Origin of the sequence: Grimontia marina (genome assembly GCF_900060185.1) — a bacterium.
In the GTDB taxonomy this organism is placed as follows: domain Bacteria; phylum Pseudomonadota; class Gammaproteobacteria; order Enterobacterales; family Vibrionaceae; genus Enterovibrio; species Enterovibrio marinus.
Genome location: NZ_FIZY01000029.1, coordinates 1 through 26,145 on the forward strand (window position 1 = coordinate 1; position 26,145 = coordinate 26,145).

The 26,145-nt window shown below is 46.7% G+C and carries 21 protein-coding genes; 10 read left to right on the plus strand and 11 right to left on the minus strand.

Translation table 11 applies throughout. From position 1 onward, the window contains the following. The 6 genes from GMA8713_RS15120 to GMA8713_RS15145 all read right to left on the minus strand — a co-directional run. Positions 1-1,359, minus strand: a 1,359-nt coding sequence (locus GMA8713_RS15120; RefSeq protein WP_198159519.1) for a LamG-like jellyroll fold domain-containing protein, incomplete at its 3' end; no start/stop codon positions are given. Positions 1,360-2,077: 718 nt separating this feature from the next. Continuing rightward, positions 2,078-4,867, minus strand: coding sequence for a DnaJ domain-containing protein (locus GMA8713_RS15125; RefSeq protein ID WP_062711594.1), 2,790 nt, complete (start codon positions 4,865-4,867; stop codon positions 2,078-2,080). Then, positions 4,864-5,643 (minus strand): DUF1266 domain-containing protein, encoded by a 780-nt coding sequence (locus GMA8713_RS15130; protein ID WP_062711597.1) that lies wholly within the window; start codon positions 5,641-5,643, stop codon positions 4,864-4,866. Before GMA8713_RS15130 ends, GMA8713_RS15125 begins: the two co-directional genes overlap by 4 nt. 146 nt (positions 5,644-5,789) lie before the next feature. Then, positions 5,790-6,425, minus strand: a complete 636-nt coding sequence (locus GMA8713_RS15135; RefSeq protein WP_062711600.1) for a YdcF family protein — start codon at positions 6,423-6,425, stop codon at positions 5,790-5,792. A 100-nt stretch (positions 6,426-6,525) separates the two neighbouring features. Continuing rightward, on the minus strand, positions 6,526-7,878 hold the full coding sequence (locus tag GMA8713_RS15140) for an ABC1 kinase family protein (protein ID WP_062711603.1): 1,353 nt from the start codon (positions 7,876-7,878) through the stop codon (positions 6,526-6,528). Positions 7,879-8,004: 126 nt separating this feature from the next. Further along, complete coding sequence (locus GMA8713_RS15145; protein ID WP_062711605.1) at positions 8,005-8,340, minus strand: zinc ribbon domain-containing protein YjdM; 336 nt, start codon at positions 8,338-8,340, stop codon at positions 8,005-8,007. Positions 8,341-8,823: 483 nt separating this feature from the next. On the opposite strand from GMA8713_RS15145, the gene GMA8713_RS15150 reads away from it, so the two are divergent. The 3 genes from GMA8713_RS15150 (at position 8,824) to GMA8713_RS15160 (ending at position 14,018) form a co-directional block, all read left to right on the plus strand. Next, complete coding sequence (locus tag GMA8713_RS15150; RefSeq protein WP_062711610.1) at positions 8,824-10,458, plus strand: methyl-accepting chemotaxis protein; 1,635 nt, start codon at positions 8,824-8,826, stop codon at positions 10,456-10,458. Positions 10,459-10,715: 257 nt separating this feature from the next. Continuing rightward, complete coding sequence (locus tag GMA8713_RS15155) at positions 10,716-12,671, plus strand: EAL domain-containing protein (RefSeq protein WP_232314457.1); 1,956 nt, start codon at positions 10,716-10,718, stop codon at positions 12,669-12,671. Positions 12,672-12,827: 156 nt separating this feature from the next. Continuing rightward, positions 12,828-14,018: a diaminopropionate ammonia-lyase gene (locus GMA8713_RS15160; RefSeq protein WP_062711613.1), complete on the plus strand. Its 1,191-nt coding sequence runs from the start codon at positions 12,828-12,830 to the stop codon at positions 14,016-14,018. A gap of 70 nt (positions 14,019-14,088) precedes the next feature. Here GMA8713_RS15160 and GMA8713_RS15165 read toward each other — a convergent pair whose 3' ends face one another. Continuing rightward, positions 14,089-14,574, minus strand: a complete 486-nt coding sequence (locus GMA8713_RS15165) for an Lrp/AsnC family transcriptional regulator (RefSeq protein WP_062711616.1) — start codon at positions 14,572-14,574, stop codon at positions 14,089-14,091. Between the two features lie 233 nt (positions 14,575-14,807). On the opposite strand from GMA8713_RS15165, the gene GMA8713_RS15170 reads away from it, so the two are divergent. The 6 genes from GMA8713_RS15170 (at position 14,808) to GMA8713_RS15195 (ending at position 21,195) form a co-directional block, all read left to right on the plus strand. Continuing rightward, entirely contained in the window at positions 14,808-15,581 is a 774-nt protein-coding gene (locus GMA8713_RS15170) for a maleate cis-trans isomerase family protein (RefSeq protein WP_062711619.1), read from the plus strand. Positions 15,582-15,667: 86 nt separating this feature from the next. Continuing rightward, a complete protein-coding gene (locus tag GMA8713_RS15175; RefSeq protein ID WP_062711622.1) occupies positions 15,668-16,843 on the plus strand; it encodes a M20 aminoacylase family protein in 1,176 nt (391 codons plus the stop codon). 122 nt (positions 16,844-16,965) lie between these two features. Beyond that, a complete protein-coding gene (locus GMA8713_RS15180; protein WP_062711626.1) occupies positions 16,966-18,009 on the plus strand; it encodes a TRAP transporter substrate-binding protein in 1,044 nt (347 codons plus the stop codon). An 88-nt stretch (positions 18,010-18,097) separates the two neighbouring features. Continuing rightward, positions 18,098-18,640, plus strand: a complete 543-nt coding sequence (locus GMA8713_RS15185; RefSeq protein WP_062711730.1) for a TRAP transporter small permease — start codon at positions 18,098-18,100, stop codon at positions 18,638-18,640. Continuing rightward, complete coding sequence (locus GMA8713_RS15190; protein WP_062711629.1) at positions 18,640-19,986, plus strand: TRAP transporter large permease; 1,347 nt, start codon at positions 18,640-18,642, stop codon at positions 19,984-19,986. Before GMA8713_RS15185 ends, GMA8713_RS15190 begins: the two co-directional genes overlap by 1 nt. Before the next feature lie 27 nt (positions 19,987-20,013). Further along, positions 20,014-21,195 (plus strand): M24 family metallopeptidase, encoded by a 1,182-nt coding sequence (locus GMA8713_RS15195; protein ID WP_062711632.1) that lies wholly within the window; start codon positions 20,014-20,016, stop codon positions 21,193-21,195. Here the strand turns inward: GMA8713_RS15195 and GMA8713_RS15200 are convergent. From GMA8713_RS15200 to GMA8713_RS15210, 3 genes are all read right to left on the minus strand, one after another. After that, entirely contained in the window at positions 21,185-21,787 is a 603-nt protein-coding gene (locus GMA8713_RS15200) for an HAD family hydrolase (RefSeq protein WP_062711635.1), read from the minus strand. The two genes, GMA8713_RS15195 and GMA8713_RS15200, sit on opposite strands and share 11 nt — an antisense overlap. A 3-nt stretch (positions 21,788-21,790) precedes the next feature. Further along, positions 21,791-22,306 carry a GNAT family N-acetyltransferase gene (locus GMA8713_RS15205; protein WP_062711638.1) on the minus strand — a complete coding sequence of 172 codons (516 nt, stop codon included), beginning with the start codon at positions 22,304-22,306 and terminating at the stop codon, positions 21,791-21,793. Positions 22,307-22,549: 243 nt separating this feature from the next. Continuing rightward, entirely contained in the window at positions 22,550-23,677 is a 1,128-nt protein-coding gene (locus GMA8713_RS15210) for a patatin-like phospholipase family protein (RefSeq protein ID WP_062711640.1), read from the minus strand. 260 nt (positions 23,678-23,937) lie between these two features. On the opposite strand from GMA8713_RS15210, the gene speB reads away from it, so the two are divergent. Then, positions 23,938-24,852: an agmatinase gene (gene speB / locus GMA8713_RS15215; protein ID WP_062711733.1), complete on the plus strand. Its 915-nt coding sequence runs from the start codon at positions 23,938-23,940 to the stop codon at positions 24,850-24,852. Positions 24,853-25,160: 308 nt separating this feature from the next. On the opposite strand, the gene GMA8713_RS15220 is transcribed toward speB, so the two are convergent. Beyond that, the gene (locus GMA8713_RS15220) at positions 25,161-26,048 is read right to left on the minus strand and encodes an alpha/beta fold hydrolase (protein WP_062711642.1); all 888 of its coding nucleotides are present in this window, start codon (positions 26,046-26,048) and stop codon (positions 25,161-25,163) included. Positions 26,049-26,145: the final 97 nt, after the last annotated feature.

The window sequence follows — 26,145 nt, forward strand, 5'->3', positions numbered from 1 at the left end:
GGTATTCCCCGACGCGTGATAGCCTGTGGTGGCATACGCCTCCAGACTACGCAGATCCAGGGTATGGTCACCACTCATCAGTGGCTCTTCCTCTGACGCGGTCAACGCCACGTATTCCGACCAGTTACTGACCCCGTCACTGTCTGCATCCTGCCCCGTATCGGCCACCATCAGGTCACTGCCCAATGCCGCTTCAACCCCATCAGGAATGCCATCACCGTCGCTGTCAGCACGGCACGCATTACTCGGGGCCTGTGTACCGCTCACGCCCAGCTCATCGCCGTCGCTCAGCCCGTCACCGTCCGTATCTGCTAACGTACTGTCGGTACACATCGCCAGTTCATGCCGGTCCGGGATACCGTCTCCGTCTGTGTCCGCCAGTGCCTCAGCCGGGCTCAGCAGACCGTCCGCCGACAACAACGCATCAAACTCGCCACTCGCCACGTTCTCCACCCAGCGGCCCTTCGCGCGGCTGAAGTCGTAGTACGCCAATAAATCTGCTTCACCCGCCACCGGTGGCGTCAGCATGTAACCCTGCACCTCACTGTCGCTCAGTGCACGGCCCCACACCTGAACATCGTCTACCTGCCCGTTGATGAAAAAAGCACCGCCAAATGAATTGTTCATTGCGCCGATAAACATAGAGCGGGAGGATTTTCCTTTGAAACGAACATTTGATTTGTTGAAAACATTTATTCCATTCAGGTAACCAGAAAGTGTCTTAGAATCCTTGTCATAGGTAACACTCACATGGTTCCAGATGACCAATGGATCGAACTTATCTTGAGAGGAGAACTCGATGTTCCTACCAACACCCGCTATTAATTTACTTCCATCTCGGCCAACGTAAAATCTATGATCGCCCCCATCTCTAGAGCCAGTAAGCTGGTATTCTCCATCATATTCATGGTGCATCACCCAATACATTAGCGTCATGGAAGACTCGCTATCTGCATGGAAACCTGTTAATGCATAAGCATCCATGTCCCTTAATTCCAGAACACGGTCGCCATTTACAATGTCTAAATCATTCGTATTAGATTTCGCGTATTCAAACCAGTTACTTTTACCATTCGAATTGGAGTCTTCCCAAGAGTCAGCCAATAAAACATCGCTTGAATTGGTAAATTCATAACCATCAGAAATTCCATCCCCATCAGTATCGAAGAGGCAAGGATTAAACCCATTCTCTATTTCAAGACCATCGGAGAGCCCATCGTTGTCTGAGTCGTAATTATCAACACTGTTACACCCTCCAATTTCTTGAAAGTCATATAGCCCGTCATTATCTTTATCACTGAATGAAAACTCGTAGATATCAGACTCAATACTGTTATCAAGATCACTATATCCAACCACCCTCCACTTCACTGCGTTTTTATTTCTAAGGGTTAGATATTCCGAGGAAACTAAGATCTCATTACTAGTTATACCTGAGCTATATTTAACGAAATTTTCCTCATCACTAATGTAGATATCAAAAAACTTCACTCCATTAGGTCGTGACCATTTCAATCTAACTGAATCCGATGCTATTTCCTCATTCATCGCTGGACTAAGTATATCTATCCGCTCGTAGAGAATTTCATTGTCTGAAGCACCAGCGAGAATAATATTGCCTGCTCCATCGTATATATAGTTAGAAACAGGATCGCTATTTTCCTTTATGGTAATTAGCCTACCCAGATCATCATATTCAAATGAGTAAGTCGAAGCACTTAACTTTCCCACAAAGAACATCAAAAACAGTAGCAATGAAACTAATCTCATAATTCATCAGCGGTTGATATTGATGCCCCAATGTTAACCACCAATGAATAACTTTGTAATCATTGATATACGACTTATTTGACAGCGGTCTTTTATTCTATTTTATGATACAGAATTAAGGATAGTGATCTGGTTGAAAGCCCAAGCTTCACATCATGAAAATATATAGGATATTATTAAAATTGTTTTATAATAGGAATATTAAGATAAAGAAATCAAATGGAGCCTTATAAACGCCAGATTGCAATTAACTCCTGATTGTTCGTCAAATGCAATTACATTACCACTATTACAATTACCCATTTACCTAATCCCTAAACCCTAACACCTTTCTCATATTAATCTCCCTTCTCGCCACCACTTTTCTGTCCCAACCTCCGCGGGAATATAGATCGTTGAGTCCATTAGCCGTCAGGTAGTGAGTGATAACATTGATGAAAGCCAGGAAGACTGAACGGAATATCATCGCTGCCAGTAGGGTAAAAATGCTGTAAAAAAGGTATTTCTTTCGGTTGCCCTTGGTGATGATGGGGCGTGAAACCTGCCAAGCAAGAAGACTGTGGGTGATAAAAAGAAAGATAATCATAACACCTAACGTTTCCTCAGAGACTTCCAAACCCCTCATCACAGTCATTGGAAAAACAAACACCCAAGCAGCGAAGAAGACAAAAGAAAGGAACTTGAGTTTGGTTTTGCTGAAGGTTGCTGCCTTTTCTCCTTTCTCTGAGATGTCTTTCTCCAGCTTCTGGTGATACATTTCGTCAAGATACTTAACGGCCACGTCCGTGGTGTCCTGTTGAAGTTCGGTTTGTTTTTGGCGCCTGTCTGCCAAAGCTTTGAGCGAAGCCATGTTATATCCATCCCCTTCCAAGCCCAAATGAAGTTGGGTAAGAAGAATGCACATGGGATAGTGAAAGTCTTTCGCCTCATCTTCCGGTGAATGCTCTTCAAACTCTTCCGGTGGTGCAAACCATTCTCGGTTGTTGGTAATCATGGCGTGAAGAAACTCTGGCTTCATATAGTGATAGGTTTCTTTTACGAGCCCTTTTTCTTCTTTTAAGCGCATCAGTGATTGCTGTTGCCAGTCCACAACCAAATGGAACTGAGGGTTTGAATCCACATTCGCCGCCACTAAATTCCAGAAAACGACCGCCTCATCAAAATGTTCTTTTTCTAGCAGACGGGAAAGTGCCATAGTGGCGCAAAAATCCCGCGCTTTGGCCTTTTCCATCAGTACTTCTGGCTTTTCTTTTTCAACCAGAAGCGATACCTGCCTGTCGACTACAAGCCGATAAATAAACTGGTCAGGGTATTTCGAAAATGACTCAACACTTTCTGGCAAGTACTCATCTGGCCTAGCTGCAAACAGTAGGATCAGGGAAATCGGCCCTTCTTGCTGAGCCTCCGGTAATGTTGGCAGAGCATCAACAATTGACTGCTTTGGCAAACCTCCTGTGCCGAGGTGTGAAACAAAGAATAACGTCCAATCAAATACACTTTCGAAAGGGCTGTTCTGCCAGACACTGCTCAATGCATAACTTGGGTTAGCGCTTCGATAGAAGCAAAGAGAGTCTATGTAAAACGGATAAATGGAACCCTCTCGGATTTCATCAATCACCAGCACTTCAGCTTGTTCCAACTGTCGATACCAGCTGTCTGGCAACAGTGGATGACGGCGAACACATTCAAGCCAATCTTCTTTTGACAGTGAGCTCAGTTCTTCCATCGTCAACGCTTCCTGAGAAAAGAAAGCGTCGGTTTCGTAGTGGGCGAGTTTTTGTTGAAGTGTTTCTGAGCCACCTTGTTTTTGCATCTCTTCCTGCAAGCATTTCAACACCAAGGTCATCGCGACGCGTTCGCTTTGCGTTTCGGCCAAGCTGAGGGTTTCGATAAGCTCTTGCCTCAATGAGGACATCCAAGCCCAACTGCCAGAATGTGCAGCCCAAATCGCTTTCACAATCAGCGCTGTTCGTCCTTCTGCACCGACAAAATCCAGACGATGGCTTATTGCGCCATTGTTATGACTAACTAATTGACCGTATAGCCAGTTGAACATCAGCTCTTCAGAACTACTTTCCGGCGCTGGGAAGAGTTGACGCTCATTTCGCCAATAGACAGGCGGCAGCGGATTCCACCGTTGGCGCAGACAAGCGAGGCTCATCGCCAACAGCTTGTCATGCTTCAATGCTGCGGAATATTGCAGTTCCGCAGCTTCTGCGCATGCATCAAGAGAGAGTAACTTCTCAGTGACCGAATCTATCGCTTTTTCGTTACCAGTGAGGTTGGCGGTTCCAGCCACAGTTTCCCACTGAGCAACCGTTAAGTTTTCAGCGGGCAGTTGAATAAGTTCAGTAACCAAAGCATCTGAAACTACTGAGGATTTAATTTTTAGCGCCACCAGCGATTTAAGTACACTGATTTTCACATTGAGAAGATCAGGTAGTACAAAGGTCAGTGATTGCTGGAGATGGTACTCCAGAGCATCTAATTGCCCTCGGGCCAGCGCGATGTGAAGAGGACGCAGGAAGCTAAGAATAGCGCGTTGCTCCGGCGCGCTAAACTCAACTAATTCATCTAAGCTGACTGAGAGCGGTAGCTCGCGCCATTCATCCAGAAATTCACCCAGTTCAACCTGTTGTTGCTCCCCGTTGAGTAACAAATTCCAGCTTAATCCATTCCAAAGCACATCAATGATGGAAGGTGGGAGCCACCGGTTTGCCAGCACCACAGTGATCGCGTCGTCGGAAATTTTTTGCTGCTCATCGATTTGGAGCATCTGGCTGGTTTCTGTCCAGGCTTTCCAGTTCGCCAGAACCATGCGCTTTGTAGGGTCCTGAAGCAATTGGTTAAACGCTTCAGTGTGCGGATGTACCTCAGCAGGCTCTTTGGCTTCGGCAGTTTGTACCTGTTCCTGTTGCGCACTTTCTTCAGCGCCGTTTTTAAGCCATTGAAGAATATTCTCATAGGCTTCACGAACCAGCTTGAATCCCTCCGGATCCTCTTCTGGATGGTGTTGGCGAAGTTTAACGCGATAGGCTTTTTTGATGATTGACTCGTCAGCGGTCTGCTCAAGGTTCAGCACTTCCCACATATTCATGCGTTTGCCTCCCCCTCTTCATCGCTCAAAATAGCTCTCAGCGATTCTGGTTGACGAATGTTAGGCAGTTCCACGTTCCAATCCAGCGCTGGGATAGGGCAGTCTGTGTCTTCTTCTAAACATTGATAGAAGCTACTGAACCCAACATAGAAACCGTTGTTGAGTAGGTAACTTATATTGTCACTGTCTTCGTCCTGGTCGTTCATATACTCCCAGTAATTACGACCAAAAACGAAACTCTGGGTATATTGCTCCCAACTGGAGAAGTGCGCTTGAATTTGTCGGCTGAAGTAATTGAGCAAGAAAGCAAATTCTTCCTGCGTGACTTTGCCAGCACAGAAGCCCGCACGTGTCAGAAAAGAACCCCTGCAAAAATCCCAGCCTTTGAATCCCGCCACACCAACGTGACGATATGCCGCATCCAGATAACTCATCTCAGCCTTTGCCACAGGATTTTGCACACGATCGATTCGTTGCTGCCACTCATTGGCGCTCATGCAGGCACGGCGCCCAAATTCACCCGCCCAGACATCACCATGCACCTCGGCCATTGCCAAGCGGTGTATCATTTCATGCCATTCGCGGCGGGTATCAATTCCCCACCAGTCGATAAAATTCTTACCCCACTCTACTGGGTCATCCAGGTCACGTTTTAATGTGGGCAAATCGTAGTCATAATCGCCACGGTTATAACTTATTTGTGGCGAGGTTATCGCCAACCACCATTGGCAATGTGGGAGGGAGGGGTCAAAGTTATTGGAAGTATGCGCCGTCATCCTGAACCTGCTTTTCTGAATCGCTTCATGCAATTAGAACAATATTTCATCAGATTAGGATGACGGTTTGAGGTGCCAAAGTGTAGAGAGGTTGATCAGGTTATTAGACTTTAAACCGCTTTAATCATCTAAATCCTGCTGGTGTCTCACCAAAGTCCCGCTTTCTTAATCTCGTTATAAGCAGACATCACTTCATCCGGGATCGACTGCTCAATCTGGTAGCCTTGTGCTGGATAATCTTTAATTCGTTCGAAGTCACTTACCGTCGCTTCAACAACATGATCAAACGTCAGATCAATATTGGGATATTCCAAAAACGGGATAGGAGGGGAAGTGCAAACAACACTTTGAACTTCATCTGGCCACTGCTTTAGGAACGTTGCGTAAGCTCTCCGTTCCATAAAAGGTTTCTGCACGAGAATAAAACGATGAAACCTCAGCCCTTTCTGTTCTAGAAGGGAGTGTGACAGCGTCACGTTCTCACCCGTATTGGTGGCTTCTTTCTCCAGAAGTATTGCCCTGTGAGGAACCCCTTCATCGAGCAGGATTTCAGCGAACGTCTCCGCTTCCGATTTCTCGAAAACTTCTTCAGTGAACCTGCCTTTTCCGCCAGAGACCAATACATAAGGCGCCAAACCTCGGCGGTAAAGTTCAGCTGCATATTCAGCGACTCGTACATCGTTGCTGCACAATACAAACAGGCAGTCTGCGGGCGTAACTTCATGCCCCATAAGGTGGAAATTCCAGATGGTTTCAATATGTTTATAAAGGCGTGCAGGCATGTTTAGTATTCCCGATTGGTTTTGTATAGTTACCAATACTCCTAACGCCTTTTCATTTCAAAGCAATGACACGCATTTTCTGAAATTCAGTAGAAGTTGATTAGTTAGCCACCACTTTTGCAGACTCAAACTCGGCTTCCCATGCAAACGGAGCAAACAGTTCAGGCAAATCAATACTCACACCTAAGCGCGCTGCAAGCAGGTACAAACCACCAATTTTCCGGTGAAGGAAAAGTGCATCTACAGGTGGTGTGTGCCAATACCCTTGCTCGGTGCTGAGTGCCATGCCGGCATCATGAATGCGCTTGGCAAGATCGCTGCGACCGAAATCATAGGGCCCGTTATGGCGCAGAGGCTCACAGGCCGTCATCACCAGATTCACCACTGCGCCTTTTTGTTCAGGGAAGATATGTTCGCTGAAAAAGCCGATTTGGGACATGGCGTCCGCCCCCCCTTCCCTGTCGTTGTGCATCGCTGACGTCAGCAACTTCTGGTAGCCTTGGCTTATCGTGTCTGAATACAAACGGGTTGCGCCAAAATCCAACAATACAATTTTTCCGGTTTCTCGCTGATACAGATAATTGGCAAAGTTGGGATCTGTCTGAACACGTTGGAAGTCGAACACTTCGCGGAACAACAAGGTAAACAGATTGGAAACCAGCTCGGTTTTCTGCGCATCAGGCAAGTCACCGAGATTTTCAATCTGTTCGCCCTGCTCATAGCTCATGGTCAAGATCGACGACGTGGTCAGCGCATTATTGATTGAAGGCACGACGAATCGATTATCACCTTTCAACAGCTCACCAAACACCTTGGCATGTTCTGCTTCCAGTTGATAATCCGCTTCGGCATAAAGTTGTTTTTTGGCTTCTTCAAGCAGGCTTTTGTAATCGACTTCTTTAGGCACTAGCCCTGTCAGGCGAAGCAGTGTGACGACATTGTCGACATCGCTGCTGATGCTTTTCTTCACACCAGGGTACTGCACCTTCACCGCCCGCTCCGAACCATCGTCGTCATAAGCGAAGTGCACCTGACCAATTGACGCTGCGGCGATAGGCTTAAATTTGAAGGAAAGGAAATGTTTCTGCCAGTCACTGCCCCATTCACTGGCTAGGACTTCAGCAAGTTGCTTGGCGGGCATTGGCGCGGCGTCAGAGCGCAGTCGGGCGAGGATATCTGTGAGTTCTTTGGGTAGGGCATCACCAGTATCCATACTCAATAGTTGACCAACTTTCATTGCCGCTCCCCGAAGCTGGGCAAGTTGGTCGGTAATATTGGAAATGTTCTTCGGGGTCAGCAACAGATCCTTCGCTTTGGGGCGCTTGCCTGCAATCAATTGCTTGGCACCTTCTGCCGCCATGTTGGTCGCTACTTTGGTGATCACAGAGCCAAACATACCGACTCTGCTCATTCGATTGCTAGGCACCTTTTTACCGTCGTCGTACTCAGCCACGATGTGTGTCCTTTTTGTTGTTTTCCCTAAAACCAGTACGAACCGAACAGAGAATCGTTCACCGAGCATATACCTAGGTACAAAAAAACCGCGCTCGTGGGCGCGGTTTTTCGGGGAAGCGAGGGCTTATACCTTCTTCACGAACTCAGACTTCAGCTTCATTGCGCCGATGCCATCGATTTTACAATCGATATCGTGGTCGCTGTCAACCAGACGGATGTTTTTCACTTTGGTACCCACTTTAACAACCAGTGACGATCCTTTCACTTTCAGGTCTTTGATCACAGTCACCGTGTCGCCGTCCTGAAGAACATTGCCGTTAGAGTCTTTAATTACCTTCGTCTCTTCTGTATCAGCAGATGCATCCTGAGACCACTCGTGACCACACTCAGGGCATACATACAGAGTGCCGTCTTCGTAGGTGTATTCAGAGTTACATTGCGGGCAATTTGGTAAAGACATTGATTGATCACCTCGGTAAGGATGGAGAATACCAGCTGGACTATATCGTCAGTCCGATTGGTACAAAGAGGCGCTAGTCTAAACGAAACCCCCAGCTTCGCATACAGCGAAAAGTAATAAGCACACACTTTTTCTAAACTTAAGATTATTTAGCACACGACCTACAACACCCAGACACAAATCGAGCCACATTAACACCCACATCTTCGTAACCGACCAAACAACTCTCTTACATTTAAATGCACTGGATCACATTTCTGGAAAATGTTAATTCGTCACAATAAATTCATTACAACTATGAATCTACAATCGTTAGGGCTACAGCCCTTTGTCTGCCTAGCCAGACAGCACACCCTGCCTTTCTGATAACATAAATGCAATACATTGAGTATTTTTATCGGCCATAAAATATAAAATCAGTTGCTAATATGAATCTGTAACAAAGCCCTTCATTTTAATTAGTTAGGTCTTAGGGAGATAAACATGAACGCGCTGTCCATCCGGCAACGTTTATCGTTGATCATTGTGATTGCTCTGCTGTCTTTGATTTCAGTCACTACTATCTCGTTAATTTTTAAACGAGACAACATGCTCGAGGAAAGGAAAAACCAGATTCAGCTGCTGGTTGAAACCGCAGAGAGTCTGGTCACCCGCCTCTACCAACAATCCCAAGCCGGGGATATTTCGGTTCAGGAAGCCCAGAAGCGTGCCATTACTGCTTTGGATGCAATGCGATACGGCACCAACGGTTACTTCATGATTTACGACATGAACGCCACTATGGTGCACCACCCCATTACCAGTAGTCTGATTGGTAAAGATCTCGCCAGCCTACAGGACGTGAACGGCGTTTACATTATTTTGGAGCAGGTGAATAAGGCGAAAAGCGGCGGCGGTTTCGTCGCTTATCACTGGAAAAAAACGGGGGCTGATGAGACCCCATATCCAAAAATTGCCTACTCCCTGCCTTTCCAACCTTGGGGTTGGGTATTAAACACAGGACTTTACGTCGATGATGTCGAGGCCGTTTTCTATCAGGATGTACGTAAGATGCTGCTGATAGTGGCTGCTGTATCGCTTGTCTTGTTAGCGATTTCCTACACGATAGCCAGAAGCATCACCACACCTTTAAATAAGTTAAAGAGTCTACTTCAAACCGCAGAGCAAAATATGGATTTGACCGTCCGCTCACGCTTGAAAGGGAAAAACGAAATCACAGAGCTTGGTCGTGCGTTCAATAGCCTGATGAGTGCTTTTGAAGAAACTCTGACAGGAATAGCGCAAGGCGCAACGCAACTAAATAGCGAAGTGTCCAAGTTGGAAAACCTCTCCAATCACATCGTTGGTGCCTCCAACCAACAGTCTGAAGATACCGGAAGTATTGCGGCTTTGGTGGAAGAGTTTGCGGCCAGCATTAATACCATTTCCCATGATGCTGACAAGATGAAGTCTCTATCTAATGAAAATGGTGCGCAAGCGCAGCAAGGTGCCAATACCATGCAGTTAACCATTAGCAACATGGACCAGATGTCTGAGAAGTCGCAGCGTTCAAGTTCTGCCGTCGCTGAACTCGACCAACACTCGAAAGAAATTGAAGGCATCATCAGCGTGATTAACGATGTTGCAGAACAAACAAACCTACTTGCCTTGAATGCGGCGATTGAAGCAGCGCGCGCTGGTGATCAAGGGCGAGGCTTTGCCGTTGTGGCTGACGAGGTGCGCAACCTCGCAGTTCGCACTTCCGACTCCACCAAGCAAATTGCTTCAACGATTCAGGAGCTTCGTACCGGAATTGAAGCGACTGTCAACCATATCGAGGACAGCGTATCCGTGGTAAGTGACAATATGTCTCAGACCCACAGTGCCGAGCAATCTGTCCGTGAAATGCATCAGAAATCGAAGGACCTTATCAACATCATTGAAGAAGTGTCACGTTCACTGCACGAACAGACTAACGCCAATCAAGAACTCGCTCGACGTATTCAGGGTATTGCCGATATGGCAGCTAATAATCACGAATCTGCTGAAAATGTTCAGGGCTCAGCAAGACAAGTTAATGATCTAGTTGGAAAATTCAGAAGATCAGTTGGAAGATTTAAAGTGTCTAACGCTCTTTAAATTGTCCCTTTGCCACCCACTTCCCCCTGCCTGCCCACTGCCGGGTAAGAGAACGAATAAAGCTCCTTTTTGGGGTTTTATTCGTTTTACGTCAGTGTTGTCTGCTGAAAAACAATCTCTTCGTCTCTAAAAATGCACATAAATACCACGATGACACGCGGTAAGATAAGGCATATTTATTCATCTAATCCAATATAGCCAAGCAATGCTTTGGTTTTATTGGGTGTCATTTTTCAGGAGTTTATGCAGTGCTCAACATGCAAAGAATGTCGCAGTTCCAGATATTCGCAATGAGCTTTCGTGAAGCGGTATTGGCACTTCTACCCTTTATGTTTCTCCGGTCTCTATGGATTGTTTTCTATATATTCAACCAACAGGTTGGTATATTGGACATGGAAACTGCGGACACTCTGTCTAGAATGTTCGACTTAAGTTTCCCGCCACTCCTAGCAATGTCTTTGGCCTCACACCTAGCACTTGGTTTTTCTTATGAACGGGTCCACGCGACTATTCTGACCGTGCTACTTTTCTTCAAATTTTCAGGCTTTGTTCGACTTGGTGAACAGGGATTAGAACTCAGTGATAAATTTGTTTTGCCACAGGCTATCGCCATACCGATATTTGTCTGCTTTATGTATGTCCTACTCAACAAATATCTAAGAATCACCATCGATCCGAAGGGCGTTTTAAACCGATCTCTGACACGTAATGTCGATGCGACACTGCCTTACATCATCATCTATATCGTCGCGGTACTCTTGGTTCCAAAACTGCACCTGATCACTTTTTCTCCATTTGTGGAGTGGGTTGCCAGCCTTCCGCTACAGTTACAGGCTTTCTCATACACTTTGTTTATCCATCTTTTTTGGATTACGGGAATTCATGGTGCGGCCGCTTTTTATACCTTTTTCGATACACAGTTTGTCTCAGATATTTATGTTTCTAACATCCCTTTCACCAACTTTTTCGACCTTTTCGTCGTTTATGGTGGTGCTGGTAGTACTTGGTCTCTCATCTTTGCGTTACTGTTATTTTCAAGAAATTCACACGGAAGAGCTGTCGCAAAGATTTCCATTCCATTTGCGGTAATGAACATTAATGAAATCCTGCTTTTTGGCTTACCTGTAATATATAATCCGGCGCTCGCTATTCCATTCGTGATCGTTCCGCTACTGAACCATATACTAGCTTTTGCTTTTCTTTCTTTAATACCGGTAGAGATTATAAACGAGCCAATTTCGTGGGTAACACCGATACTGATGAACTCCTGGCTTATTACGGGAGGCGATGTCATTGCAGTATTTTTGCAAATTGCCCTTATCTCTCTCGGTGTCGCCATCTATCGCCCCTTTATTAGGTATTTTGAAGATAGGAGTAATGAGGGAATGAGAGATACACTAATGCGTAAATTACGCCTAAATTCCAATGTACTCTCATCATCTGACGTGTTGCTTAATGAAGCCCAACTCAAATTTGATAAAAAGCTCGATAAAGTTAATACCCACATGAAACGGCTGATTGAGGGTGAATTGGTTTTGTTCTATCAACCGCAATACAACCTAAAAACAGGTCATTTAATAGGTATGGAAGCCTTGCTTCGGCTGAAAACGGGTGACCATTTTTACGGACCATCATTTTTGAACGACTTTAATGACGCTGGATTAAGTCTACCCATAGACCGCTGGGTGCTGGATCAACTCAGTTTCGACTTAAAAGACTGGAAGGAACGAGGGATATTAACGCATAAGGTCAGTATGAATATAACAGTGGATGCGCTTTTGGACAGTGACTACATCACTTTATTCATTACACATTTAAAAGGTTTACCTGTCGTGGTTGAAGTCACTGAGTCCAGCTACATAAAGAACCAAAGAGAAGCACAAAAGGCAATAAACAGACTAAGAAAAGAAGGTTTCAGTGTGGCCATCGACGATTTTGGTTCTGGCTACTCTAGCCTCTCAATGCTGGCTAGCCTCAGTGCCGATTTCGTTAAATTGGATCGGCAGTTTCTGGAAAACACTTCCAGCGAATCTGGGCAAGTACTTTACCGACACATCAGCCAGGCACTGGAGGAGATGCACTACACTGTGATTGCAGAGGGTGTCGAGAATGACACGGAGATTTCATTGGTCTTGGCGTGCAATATCGACATTGCCCAAGGATATTTCTATCACAAGGCACTGAGTAAGTCAGATATTGAAAAGCTCTTTTAGTTTCGACACTTGGGGCTGTTGACCATGTAATGAGGGATTTCCGCAAGCCGATAGCAAAAAGGGGGGAATTCCCCAACCCTGCCACTCAAGACGAAGAATTTCCGCCATGAGACGTTGTTAAGCTTTGCATACCAAACAGCACAAGGATGAACTTCAATGCCGCTTATCTCAGGAAATCTTAGTCATTTTGCTAACCCAAAATCTGATCCTTCAACTTGTTACTCTGACCAGCAAAAAGAAGTTCTGAGTGTTAGTGCAGCAGAAAGTGCGATCACTGACATTACCCTATGGCCGGGTTATGAAGAAACTCCGCTTTTGAGCCTTTCTGATTTAGCCCGTGTAAGTGGCCTGGGTAAAATTTGGTACAAAGATGAATCGAAACGCTTTTCGCTGAAAAGCTTTAAAGCTCTGGGCGGCGCATTTGCCGTCGCCCGCCAACTTCAGGCTATTTTGTCGCAACGACATGGCCAAACACCATCCATAGGCGAGTTACTATCCGGCGAGTGGAAATCACAAGCCAGTGAAATTGTGGTGACATGCGCTACTGATGGTAATCACGGTCGCTCGGTTGCGTGGGGCGCCCAGATGTTTGGCTGCGGCTGCGTGATTTATATTCACCGCGACGTGTCTGAAGGGCGTAAGGAAGCCATGGAATCATTCGGAGCTGACGTCGTAAGAATCACCGGAAATTACGACGACTCCATCAAAATTGCCGACGCTGAAGCGAAAAAGCATGGTCGTGTGATTGTCTCCGACACCTCATATGAAGGCTACATGGAGATCCCCAAAGATGTCGCACTAGGCTATACCGTTATGTTGTCAGAAATCATCTCTCAGATGGATGGTGAAATACCTACCCATGTTTTTGTCCAAGGTGGTGTCGGAGGCTTAGCTTCCGCAGTTTGCGGTTACTTCTGGGACTATTGGGGAGATAAACGACCAAGATTCATCATCGTTGAACCCGAGCAGGCAAACTGTCTTCAGCTCAGTGCCCAAGCCGGAAAGCCAGTTGTGGTTGAAGGTGAACTGGAAACCCTGATGGCTGGCTTAGCATGTGGTGAAGTGTCAGAACTCGCCTGGAAGATTCTCAGCAATGGTGCCGATGATTTTATGACACTGTCAGAGGACGCTATCCCAGCCACAATGAAAATGCTGGCCAAAGGTTTTGAAGGCGACCCAACCATTGAAGCCGGTGAGTCCGCTGTTCCCGGTCTGGCTGCCGCGATTATCGCGCGATCTCTTCCCTTCTTCTCGGAGGCTCTTTCCCTTGACGAGAACAGTCGTGTGTTGGTTTTTGGCACGGAAGGTGCGACTGACCCAGAGCTGTATAAACAACTTGTCGGCTAACGTTTCGTTACCACATTGAGGGCAGCCCAGATGATTGACTGCCCTCCTTTTTACAAAGCAGTATCCCTTCTTACGACTCGTCAATAGGAACGGTCAGCCCTGTTTTTACCCTGTCCATCACTACATTGGTATGGAAGCTTTTGATGTTCACATTGTCGAAAAAGGCCTCTCGTGTGAAGACGTCGTACTCCTCCATATCAGCCGCGGTCACAATCAGAATAAAATCCGAGCTGCCAGTCACGTAATAGCACTGCTGTACTGACTTGTTAGCCTTCATTTCCTTCTTGAAGTTATGCATCAGATCCACCCTTTCTCTTTCAAGAGTGACTTGCACAACAAACGTCATCGCTTTCCCTATGGCTTTAGGATCAATAACAGATACATCAGCTTTGATGATTTTCTGTTCCCGTAACTTTTTTAATCTTCTCTGAACTGCCGCAGGAGACAGACCCACCATGTCGGCAATTTGATCAGATGTCGCCCGATTGGAGTCCTGCATAATATTGAGAATTTTCCGGTCAAAACTGTCGATAGAAAACGTTGATGAGCGTCCCATGCTCTTTTACTCCCTGTCTATGTTGATTTCACTCGCTATCAAGAAAAGCTAGCAACCCGAAGCCTGATTATCCGCTTTGAAGGCGCATTTTCCTCATTAACTTAAATCTCACTATAGACCACAAAAATTGCGGATTTCCCTCGTTAAAAGCTTCGTTATTTTGGTTTTTCTTCAATGTCGTCGCGAGAAGATGGTGTTGTTAACGAAATGTCATCAATACAAATGAGGTAGTAATGAAAGCCGTAGCCCTCTCGCCACAATACAGTTTGAGCCATCTGGCACCCGGTGGGCGTGTTGGGGTTATCGCACTGGCGACGGATTTCAATATTGAGTACGAGCTTGCGAAACTTCTTCCTGAAGATATTCGTGCTTTTACCAGTCGGGTAAAAAACATCAATCCACTGACTATCGAAAACCTAAAAACCATGGCGCCAGATATTACGCGTGCTGCGGATTGTATTCTGCCAGGCACAGATCTCGATGTGATTATCTATGCATGCACCTCAGGCACGATTGCCATTGGCGATAATCAGATTAGAGAATTAATCCATTTAGCGCGCCCCGATGCCTTGGTGACAAATCCTGTCAGTGCATCTCTGGCTGCCTTCAATAGTTTGGGCGCTAAAAATATCTCTATCCTGACACCCTACACAGAGGCGGTGAACAGGGAACTGGCTTCATTTTTTGAAACCCAAGGCTTGGAGGTTATTAACATTGCCGGCTTTGACTTTGAAGACGATACCGCAATGACGTTTATCTCTCCGGAAGATATTGCTCAAGCCGCCATAACGATTTGTGACCCGGAGGCCGATGCGCTGTTTATATCTTGTACGGCACTGCGCGCCGCTGAGGTAGTATCGCGTATTGAAGCAGTCATCGAAAAGCCTGTGGTCACCAGCAACCTTGCCCTAGTTTGGCATACGATGACGCTTTTGAATGACAAAACGCCAATAAATGGATATGGCGTGCTTCTGGAAACGCCATACTCAATAAGCGATTCAAATTAGCGCCATCTGGGATCTAACACGGCGCCAATCAAAAGAGACAGTCAAAAAGAGACATTCAACCCAGAGCTAAGGAGAGCTTCAAAACTATGTCCAACCTGCCCCAACAACTTATCAGCGATATGGTTGCATGGCGACACCACCTACACCGATTTCCTGAGTGTGGTTTCGACGTCAACCTTACTGCTGATTTCATCGCGGATAAGCTAAAGAGCTTTGGCATTGAGGTGGTCTGTAACATCGGACAAACTGGCTTGGTTGGCATACTCCGAAATGGCACCAGCGATGCCAGCATCGGCTTACGTGCAGACATGGACGCTTTGTTCATTCATGAGCAAAACGAGTTTGATCATGCCTCTCAGCACGAGGGACAAATGCATGCTTGTGGGCATGACGGTCACTCGGCGATGCTGCTAGGCGCGGCGAGCTATCTGGCAGCCAACTCTTACTTTGATGGCACGGTGTATTTCATTTTTCAGCCAGACGAAGAGCATGGGTGTGGCGCTCAGGCGATGATTGATGACGGATTGTTTGAGCGTTTTGCCATTGACGAAGTGTATGGCATTCACAATTTTCCCGGCTTGGCAGAAGGCGAGCTCATGGTTCGTCCCGGCTCACTCATGGCCAGCGAAAGCGGATTCGAAATCAACATTGAAGGCGTTGGTGGTCATGCCGCCCTTCCCCATCAAGGTGTTGATCCGCTTGTCACCGGCGCGCAGGTCATTCTTGCGTTACAGACCATCGTATCCCGCAATCTCAGCGCGATCAGTGAAACGGCTGTGATTTCAGCAACAGAATTTATTACTGATGGCACCGTCAATGTGCTCCCCGGAAAGGTCACTATCAAAGGCGATTGTCGCTGTTTCACCGAGAAAACGCTGGAACACATCGAGCAGCGAATGAAACAAATCGTTGCCGGCATTTGTGAATCAGCAGGCGCAAAATACACCTTTCAATTCACCAATACCTTTTATCCTACCGTCAATTCACCACTGCAAACGGCCTATGCGGTGGAGGCTGCGGAAAAAGTACTTGGTAAAGGCAAGGTCAATGCGCGTTGCGAGCCACTGACAATCTCAGAAGATTTCTCCAGCATGCTGAGAGTCAAACCCGGTTGCTATGTGCTGTTGGGAAATGGCACAGAATCGGTAGGAGGCTGCGCCCTCCACAACCCTAAATACGACTTCAATGACAGCATCCTGCCTTTGGGTGCCCGTTATTGGATCCAACTGGTCAAAGACCGACTTGGTAGGCCCAATGGCTGACCTCTCATAAGCGACTCCCGCTCTTCATAGGGCACAGATCCAAAAGCACAATAACCGCAAGTGGAATCACCCTCTTGCGAGGGACAGTGCTGTCTGAATTTCGACATACGAGGAATGTAAGGATGAAGCAATTTGGCATTATGTTATTGAGTCTTGGCATGATTTTCAGTGCTCAGGCAGAAACGTGGAAGTTTGCGTCTGAAGAGGACAAAACCGACGTGCAAGACATCTACGCGCAAAAGTTCGCGGAGGTGATCAAGAAAGAGTCTGACGGAGATATACGCGTCCGTATTTACTATTACGGTCAACTCGGTACTGAGAATGACATCGTTGAGCTGGCAGCCAAGGGCACCATTCAATTCGTGTCTGTCGGGTCAGGACACCTTGGCTCTTATGTCCCAGAAGTGCAAGCAGTCAGCCTTCCCTACGTATTAGGTACGGATGAAGTTGTGACCCATAAAGTACTGACAGGAAGCCCGACCATTTATGAAAACCTTGCTGCTAAGTTTGAGAACGTAAACCTCAAGCTGCTTTCAATGATGTCAGAAGGCGAAATGGTTTGGGGGGCTAACAAAGCCATTCGCACCCCCGAAGATTTCGCTGACCAAAAGATCCGCACCTTTACGTCAACCATCCCTGTTGAAACCTATAAAACGTTTGGGGCAACCCCAACACCACTGTCTTGGGGTGAAGTCTATGGTTCTCTGCAACTGAAAACCATTGATGGCATGGTTAACCCTATCTATTTCATCTACAACGCTAAATGGCATGAAGTACAGGATTACCTGATGTTCCCTGGCCAACAGCCTTACGTCAGTACGGTTTCCACCAACAGCAAATGGTTCAGCGAACTCGCGCCTGAAAAGCAAGCCATGGTGAGAAAAGCGATCAAAGAAGCCGACAAAGCCGCTTATGACTATCAGCTGCGAATCAACCAAGAAAACCTCGACAAAATTATGGCCGAACGTCCGAATATGCAGGTCGTGAAGCTCAATGAGGAAGAGCGAGAGAGATTTAAGCAGCTGAGCAAAAACTTGCACGAAACTTACTTCGATGTTGTCGCAAATGCCTATCCCGCCGAAGAACAAGCTGCGGCCAGGAAAGAGGCTAAAGCCATTCTCGAAAGTCTGATTCAGGAAGTCAAAGTCGCGGCTTCACAACAGTAATCGGTTGCCTTCAGGGAGCACTGTGATGCGCTCTTTGAAGGCACATTTGCCTTTCTTCGAGGCAAGCAGACAAGATGTGGGACGTTTTATGAAACATCTGCTGAAGAAAATCAGTGCGTTTACTGAGCAATTGGAGCGGGTTCTAATTATCAGCGGCATCATTGCCATGATGGTAAATTCCACCGCCAACGCTATTGGACGGTACGCGTTTAATAAAAGTATTTTCTTTTCCGAAGAGCTTAATCAATTCCTGATTGTCGGCGTGACATTCATCGGCTTTGCCTATGCTGTTCGGAAAGGACGTAACATCAGAATGACCGCGCTTTATGACGCGCTTGGCTACAAAGCCAGAAAGGTTCTAACGACTATCATCGCTCTTTTTACTGCCCTTCTGCTGTTCTACCTCGCGTACCTGTCTATGTTTTATGTTGCTGAACTTAAAAGCATTAACAGGCTCAGCCCTGCACTGCAATTTCCGGTGTATTACATCTACGCCATTATTCCGATTGGATTCGCGATGGCAGGTCTTCAGTACGCCATGAGTTTTGCCATGAACCTCCTTCACCCGGAAATCTACGTTTCTTTGGATGTCACTGAGGAAGAAGAAAAAGACAGTATGGGAGCACTCTAATGAATGACATCATCCAATTCTTATCTGACATCGTCGCGGGTGAACTCGATATTTATGTCATCACATTCACGCTCGTTTCCGTGATGATTGTGCTGCTTTTCCTAAGTTTCCCGATGGTCGTGCCACTGGCAGTCGGAGCCTTAATAGGCCTGCTTCATTTTTCGCTCGTCGATCCTGAAGTGCTCATCCAGCAAATGGTGACAGGGATTTCCCCCAACGCACTTATCGCCGTGCCGATGTTCATCTTCGCTGCGGACATCATGACCCGCGGCCACACTGCTAATAATCTGCTCGGTCTTATTCAAGCGTTTGTTGGCCACTTAAAAGGCGGCCTGCCGATTACCACCTGCATCAGTTGTACATTATTTGGTTCTGTCTCTGGCTCAACACAGGCGACCGTGGTATCCGTGGGACAAATCATGCGGCCTAAATTGCTGCAAGCTGGTTATAAAGACAGCTTTGTCATGGCACTTATCATCAACGCCAGCGACATTGCTTTTCTGATCCCGCCCAGTATCGGTTTGATTCTCTATGGCACGCTTGCCAATGCCAGTGTCGGTGAACTCTTCATTGCGGGCATTGGGCCTGGCATTGTCCTCACTATCTTCTTTGCCACTTACAGCTACTTTTATAGCCGCAAACATGCAGACAGCATCAGTTTGGTTGAAGAAACCAACCGTGAAGAAAAAATGGAAGCGATTAGAAAATCTCTCCTTCCTTTAGGCTTTCCTGCTCTGATCATTGGCGGGATCTATTCAGGTATTGTCACACCCACAGAAGCGGCGTCATTCGCCGTACTCTACGCTATTGTCGTTGAGTGTGTGTTTTACCGAATTTTAGGTACCAAGGATGTACTTGATGCGGCATTAAGCACAGGCCTGATCACCGCAGTCGTATTTGTTTTGGTTGGGATTGGACAGGCTTTTTCCTGGTACATCTCGTTCGAACAAATTCCGCAGGACTTGCTGGCTCCGTTAGATCTCAGCAGCGCTTCTCATGAATACATTCTGTTTGTTATCGCACTGGCTTTTTTTGTCGGCTGTATGTTTGTCGACTCTCTGGTGGTATTGCTGATCCTGACACCTATATTTGCGCCCATTGTTGATGCCGCAGGGCTGGACCCCGTCCACGTAGGTGTGCTTATCACCCTGCAAATGGCGATTGGCTCTGCGACGCCTCCTTTCGGTTGCGACATCTTCACCGCCATCGCAATTTTTCAGCGGCCGTATCTTGAGGTTATTCGTGGCACCTTGCCCTTCTTCCTCATTTTGTTGGTGATGTCAGCATTGCTGATTTTCCTGCCGGATATTGCACTTTTGCCGAGAGACATACTATTCAGTAAATAATATTTGCTAATCAAGGAGAACAAAGGAATGCCCTTATCGCCGCTGAATCCACCAGCCAGAGGCTTTGCGCAAAGTGAATTTGAATTGCGCACTTACGAGTTACAAAAACAGATGCGGGGGAAACAACTTGATGCCGTTTTCTTCACGACTGAGGCTGAGTTTCGCTATTTCAGTGGCTTTAAATCGCAGTTCTGGGAAAGCCCAACTCGACCTTGGTTTCTGGTTGTTCCTACCGAAGGAAAACCCATTGCGGTCGTCCCTGAAATTGGCGTCTCTGGTTTTGAACTCACCTGGATAACAGATGTTCGTAGCTGGCCTTCGCCCAGACCTGAGGACGATGGCATCAGTCTATTAGCAACAACGCTTCATGAAGTCAGTGCACGGTTTCGCCGCATTGGCGCTATGCTGGGTCCGGAAACCCATTTGCGTATGCCAGCGAACAACTTTGCCTCGCTGCAGAATTTGCTATTACACCATTCATGGGAAGATGTCTCGGACATTATCCAGATCATAAGAAGCGTCAAATCCAAAGCAGAGATAGAAAAGATCCGGTTTTCCTGCAACATCGCCGCTGAAGCCTTTGACTACCTGCGACAACATTTATCAGTGGGCATTACTGAAAGACAAGCTTGCAAAGCCATGCATTTGGAAATGCTCAGACTTGGGGCGGATTCGTGCCCTTATCTCATATCAGGCTCTGGCCCCGCCGGTTACGACAGTATCATCATGGGTCCTACCGATCGGGTACTTACCGAAGGTGATGTGCTCATTATCGACACGGGCGCCAACTTTGACGGCTACTTCTGCGATTTTGACCGAAACTACGCGTTTGTTAGCGCAGCCAAAGAAACGGTAGACGCCTATGAAGCCGTTTATGCGGCCACAGAAGCAGGACTAGGCGCTGCCGAACCCGGCCGAACAACGGGTGAGGTGTGGCAAGCCATGTGGTCAGTACTAGAAAAAGCGGGCGCACTTGGCAACGATGTTGGGAGAATGGGCCACGGTCTTGGCATGCAACTTACGGAGTGGCCTTCTTTTATTCCTAAAGGGGATGTGGTGTTAAAGCCCGGCATGGTGCTTACCTTGGAACCAGGCATGGCATTTGCCCCCAACCGTATGATGGTGCACGAAGACAATATCGTTATCACGGAAAATGGGTGTGAACTTTTACACCCGAGAACCTGGGACAAACTGCCTGTTATTGGTTAGTACTGATTCTATTTCCACACAAGTACTTCACATCCGCTAAGGCAAGCATAGGTAGATCTTCATCAGTATCCCCATAAGCATAGACCTGGGGATACGCGTTAAGATCTACCGTTTTCTGCACTGCAGCAACTTTGTTTTCGCAGCTACAATCACCATTCAGATATCGCCCTGTGAACCGCCCATTTTTTACTGACATAGTGCTGCAAAGCAGCTTCATATCATGGCGTTTGCAGAAATGACGGAGGTAGATATTCAGCGTGGCAGAGACAAGATACACGTCGTCACCGTTTGCCTTGTGCTTAGCGAGCATTTCCATCGCATCTGGTCTTAATACGGTTGGTAGATACTCAGCAGCAAATCGTTTAGCAATCACATCTACGTCTTCTTCACGGCGATACCAAAACGCAATGCACGCGAGTACAGGGCGTGTTTTTCTGGCAGGAAGCAGACCGAGCTTGTAAAGCAAGATGATTGGCCAAACCAGCGCAAAGCCAATCGCTAACCGCCGCTTTGAGGTTGCGTAAAATAAGAACGCTGTAAAGGTATCTTCCTTGGTGAGGGTGCCATCGAAATCAAAGAGCGCTAAGTTCATGGGTTAGAACGGCAAGCCAATCAGTTTTACATCGCCTGAGGGCCACGTGTTATTGAGTGCCTTCGCCATGGTTTTTCCAGCCAATACCCACCCATTTTCCGGGTTCAGCATAAGAACATTTGTCGTCGTTTCATAACCGCTGGAGCTGTAAATCTCTGCTTCCCCAAACAACAACGCAAAATCATCTCCTGCGGCCAACCTGTGCTGGTGCACTTCTTTGAGTAACTGCTTGACCAGCCCCTGGCCACGAAATGCCTGATTGACACAAACTTCAGCAATACCCGCAATGGAATACTCAATTCCATCAATTGACACCTGTTTTTCGTGGACGGCAATATGCGCAGCAAGTTCGTCACCTTCCCAAGCCATAAATCGGTGTTGAGGCATTTCTTTGTAGTAACGGTGTTGGGCAAAATGTTCAGAATCCTGATTGTTTAAGAAGCTAGCGCTAAGGAGTAATCTGAGTTTTTGGTCGATGATGTGGGTGACTTCAGAGTCAGGTAAATATTGGATTTGCATTTCTTAGCCTTAAAGGAAAACAAACGATGCTTTAAAACGAACAGATTATACGCCATATGTACCTCGAAGATAGAAGCGGCTCTTATCAAATTGATTCAGAGGGTGAATAGAGGGTTCGTGATGATGTCCGCTCTGCTAACATATCTAAATTCGTTAACAAATAAGGCAATGATAAAAAAGCTTTTGAGGTAATTGAAAAGGAACCAACGCCTAGTTATTAAGCGTTAGCCCTTTTTCGACGAGTTAAGATGCTTTATCTAGCTTCTTATCCTCCACCCAACAACCTTCAAACTTGCGGCGATGCAAATGACACGGTAATCCTTCGTTTGGCTGTGTCCAAGGGGATTCTTCCAAGGCCTGTTTCATGTCGTTGTAACCACACTCACGGCGCAAACGGATTGAACGGCGTGAAAATTCAGCATCGCTCAATGGAATATGTCCCTCTAGTGGGTCAAACGTGATATGCACAATGTCGATTTTCTTGCCGGCTTTCAGTGTTGTTACATCTGGTACTTGAGCACTACCGACCAGTCCTGGTGTGGTTTTCAACACATGGTCGAGATTACGTTTTGCGATAAGTGCTTCCAAATGTTCACTGGTGCGGCTGGCATATTGGATTTCTTTCTCACGCCAAAGTACTTCGCTCATGGTTTTAGGAAGTTCGCCATTGGCATTCCAGAGGTCGACCATAAAGATCAGCAGCTCTTCATCGCCGGCCAAATCAAGTATACCGTTGACTGGTGTATTAGAAACTACACCTCCATCCCAGAAGTACTCCTCACCGATTTGGGTAGCGGGAAAACCTGGCGGAAGTGAGCCACTCGCCACAGCATGTGCTGGGACAATCTCATCAGTTTTACTGTCGAAAAAAACCAATTCGCCATCAGTCACACGGGTGGCACCTACTGTTAGACGGGTTTTGTTTTGATTGATGAGGTCAAAATCAGCCAATTCCGCCAAGGTGGTAAAAAGTGGAGAGGTGTCATAGAAGCTGGTTGCAGCCTCGCCTGGAGGCGCTAGCCAAGGATTGATTGGGCGCGGCGTAAAGAAATCCGGCTGTCCAAACATCAGCGCTGAGGAGGCACTCATGGCATTAAAAGCCATCGCCAAAGAACTCGGGATGTGAGCGTCAGTGTCTGGGCGAGAAATTCGCTCCCAGAAGGTTTCCAGTTTGCCTAATCGGTCTTCTGGTTTATTCCCTGCCAGAACCGCTGAGTTTAACGCGCCAATGGAGATGCCAGCAAACCAGTCTGGTTCAAATCCCGCTTCCTTCATCGCTTGGTAGGCACCAATGTGGTATGCCCCTAACGCGCCGCCACCCTGCAGTACCAGACAAACCTTAGGTTTTTTATTGCGTCTATTTGTCACCATTTTCCTGTCTCCATGTTATTTAACTGGAGTCTTTATAGACCAATAACTTAGGCATTAAGGTTAACTTTTTTGTTCAAATTGGGACAAGATCGAAGTCATCACAGTTTGAGGTGTTCACTTTCATGCCTTTCAGTGAATTGTTCGCTGATGCAGAAAATAGACAAAGAATTTTGCTGATGCTGCTATTTTATAGGAATATTGAACGATCACTTAATTTGTGTTTGATATATAAAACACCCATCAACACCAAAGAGGCTGATATGGAAGACGTATTTGCAAGAAAAGATGACTCTCTGTATTCCAATCCTTATTCGTTTCTTCGCCTTCCCATGGTTAAAGACCCAAGAGACACAGCAGCTGATGTAGTGATTCTAGGTATGCCTTATGACATGGCGACAACTGGACGTTCAGGGGCACGTCTGGGACCGGATGCAGTAAGACGTGCTTCGGTTAATCTCGCATGGGAGGGATTTCGTTACCCTTGGCCTTTTGATTTACGGGAACGCTGTAATATCGTCGATACGGGTGATTTAGTGTTTACATGTGGGGATAGTGAAGATTTCCTTACTACCGCCACAAAAGCAGCCAGTGAAATTCTAGAAGCAGGTAAAGCGTTACTGACTTTAGGCGGTGACCATTTCGTTACGCTGCCGCTGCTTCGTGCACACCATGCCAAACACGGCGAAATGGCACTTATTCACTTTGACGCCCATACCGACACCTATAGCCAAGGTAGCCAGTATGACCACGGCACCATGTTTTATCACGCGCCCAAAGAAGGTTTGATAGACCCTAAAGTGTCTGTTCAGATTGGTATTCGTACAGATTACGACAGGGACCATCATGCGTTTAACGTGATTTGCGCGGAGGCGGCCAATGATATGACGCCGGATGAAATCGCCAATCATGTCAAAGCCTTGGTAGGTGCGAAACCAGCCTACATCACCTTTGATATAGACTGCCTGGATCCAGCTTATGCGCCAGGAACCGGTACGCCTGTGATTGGAGGAATCACATCAGACAAAGCACTGAGGATTTTACGCGGATTACGGGGGATCAATCTAGTGGGGATGGACGTAGTTGAAGTCAGTCCGCCATTTGATAACAGTGAAATTACTGCGCTCGCTGGCGCAACAATTGCTACAGAACTTCTGCACCTTTGGGCGGCAAAATAGTTTCGCGTTACGCCGCAAATTAATCTCGCATTGGATTTGCTAGGGGCTGTTGACCTTTGGTGATGATTTTTGCAGCAGTTTGTGGAGATTTTATGCAAGGCAGAGGCGTCGATGTGTAGCTAGCCTACATGAGAAGCCGATAACGCAGCAGAAATTCCCCACAAACGCTGCCCGAAGGGTTCTGCTCTAAGCGTTTTATGCTTTGTTGAGGTGTATTTGCTTAGAATGCTAGGCGGCACACACCTCGCCGCGCCCAAAACGCTTATAGCGAGAACAAAATTTAACCACCAAAGATCAACAGCCCCTAGTCAGCCAGTATTTCGTTTTTGGCTGACAACCTTTTCAATCGGATGTGCTTCAATGAAGTGCTCAACATCATGCCGATACGATTTGTAGAACAGATTCGGCGCATGACCGCATCCCAAATAATAATTCACAGCCATTTCAGGCTGGGTCTCCCGCATTCTTTTAATAATATCTTTGGTAAGAACATCTGAGTGCAAACCGTGCATCAACATTAAGGGAAGATCTAAGTTACCGAAGTGGCACCAAAGATCCATTGGAAGTGAGTTTTGGTCGTATTGAGCGAGAATTTCAGGATCATAGTGCGTGGTGTAATCACCGTTTTCCAACCTGCGAACAGAAGCAGAGATGATCGTATGCCATTGCTCACAAGTATGTGGACCGAATGGCTGATATAAAGTCTGGAGGTACTGGTTGATTTCGTTATAGCGGCGGAATGCAATGGGCTTCTGCACGTAATTAACAATCCTTTCCAACGCATCTTTGGGCACCTCAGGGCCAATATCGTTCATCACCAGCGTTGAAATACGGTGGTTATATTCCGGATTGGAGGCAATCAACATACCAATCAGTCCGCCCATACTGGTGCCAACCCAATGCACTTTATCACAGCAGTAAAAGTCCATGAGCTTAACCGTAATATCGATGTAATTAGCGTAACTGTATTCGTTTTTTGGATCATCAGCCCATTGGGAAAGGCCACGACCCAAAGTGTCCGGTGCTAGTACCCGATAGCCTCTTCTTGCTAACTCATCACCCAGCTCGACAAAATCAATGCTGTTCCGCGCCAGACCATGCCAACAAATCACTGTTTCCCCACCTTCAGGGTTCCATGCTCGGACGTGAATTTCCCGTCCGTTAATGATTGGATATTGGTGCAGCATTTCAGACATGGTTTGATTTCTCCCTACGCGATCCCCGGATGCCCGCACAATACACCAACATTTTTGGCTTTTGTCTGATAAGGGGGCAACACTAATTATTTGACTG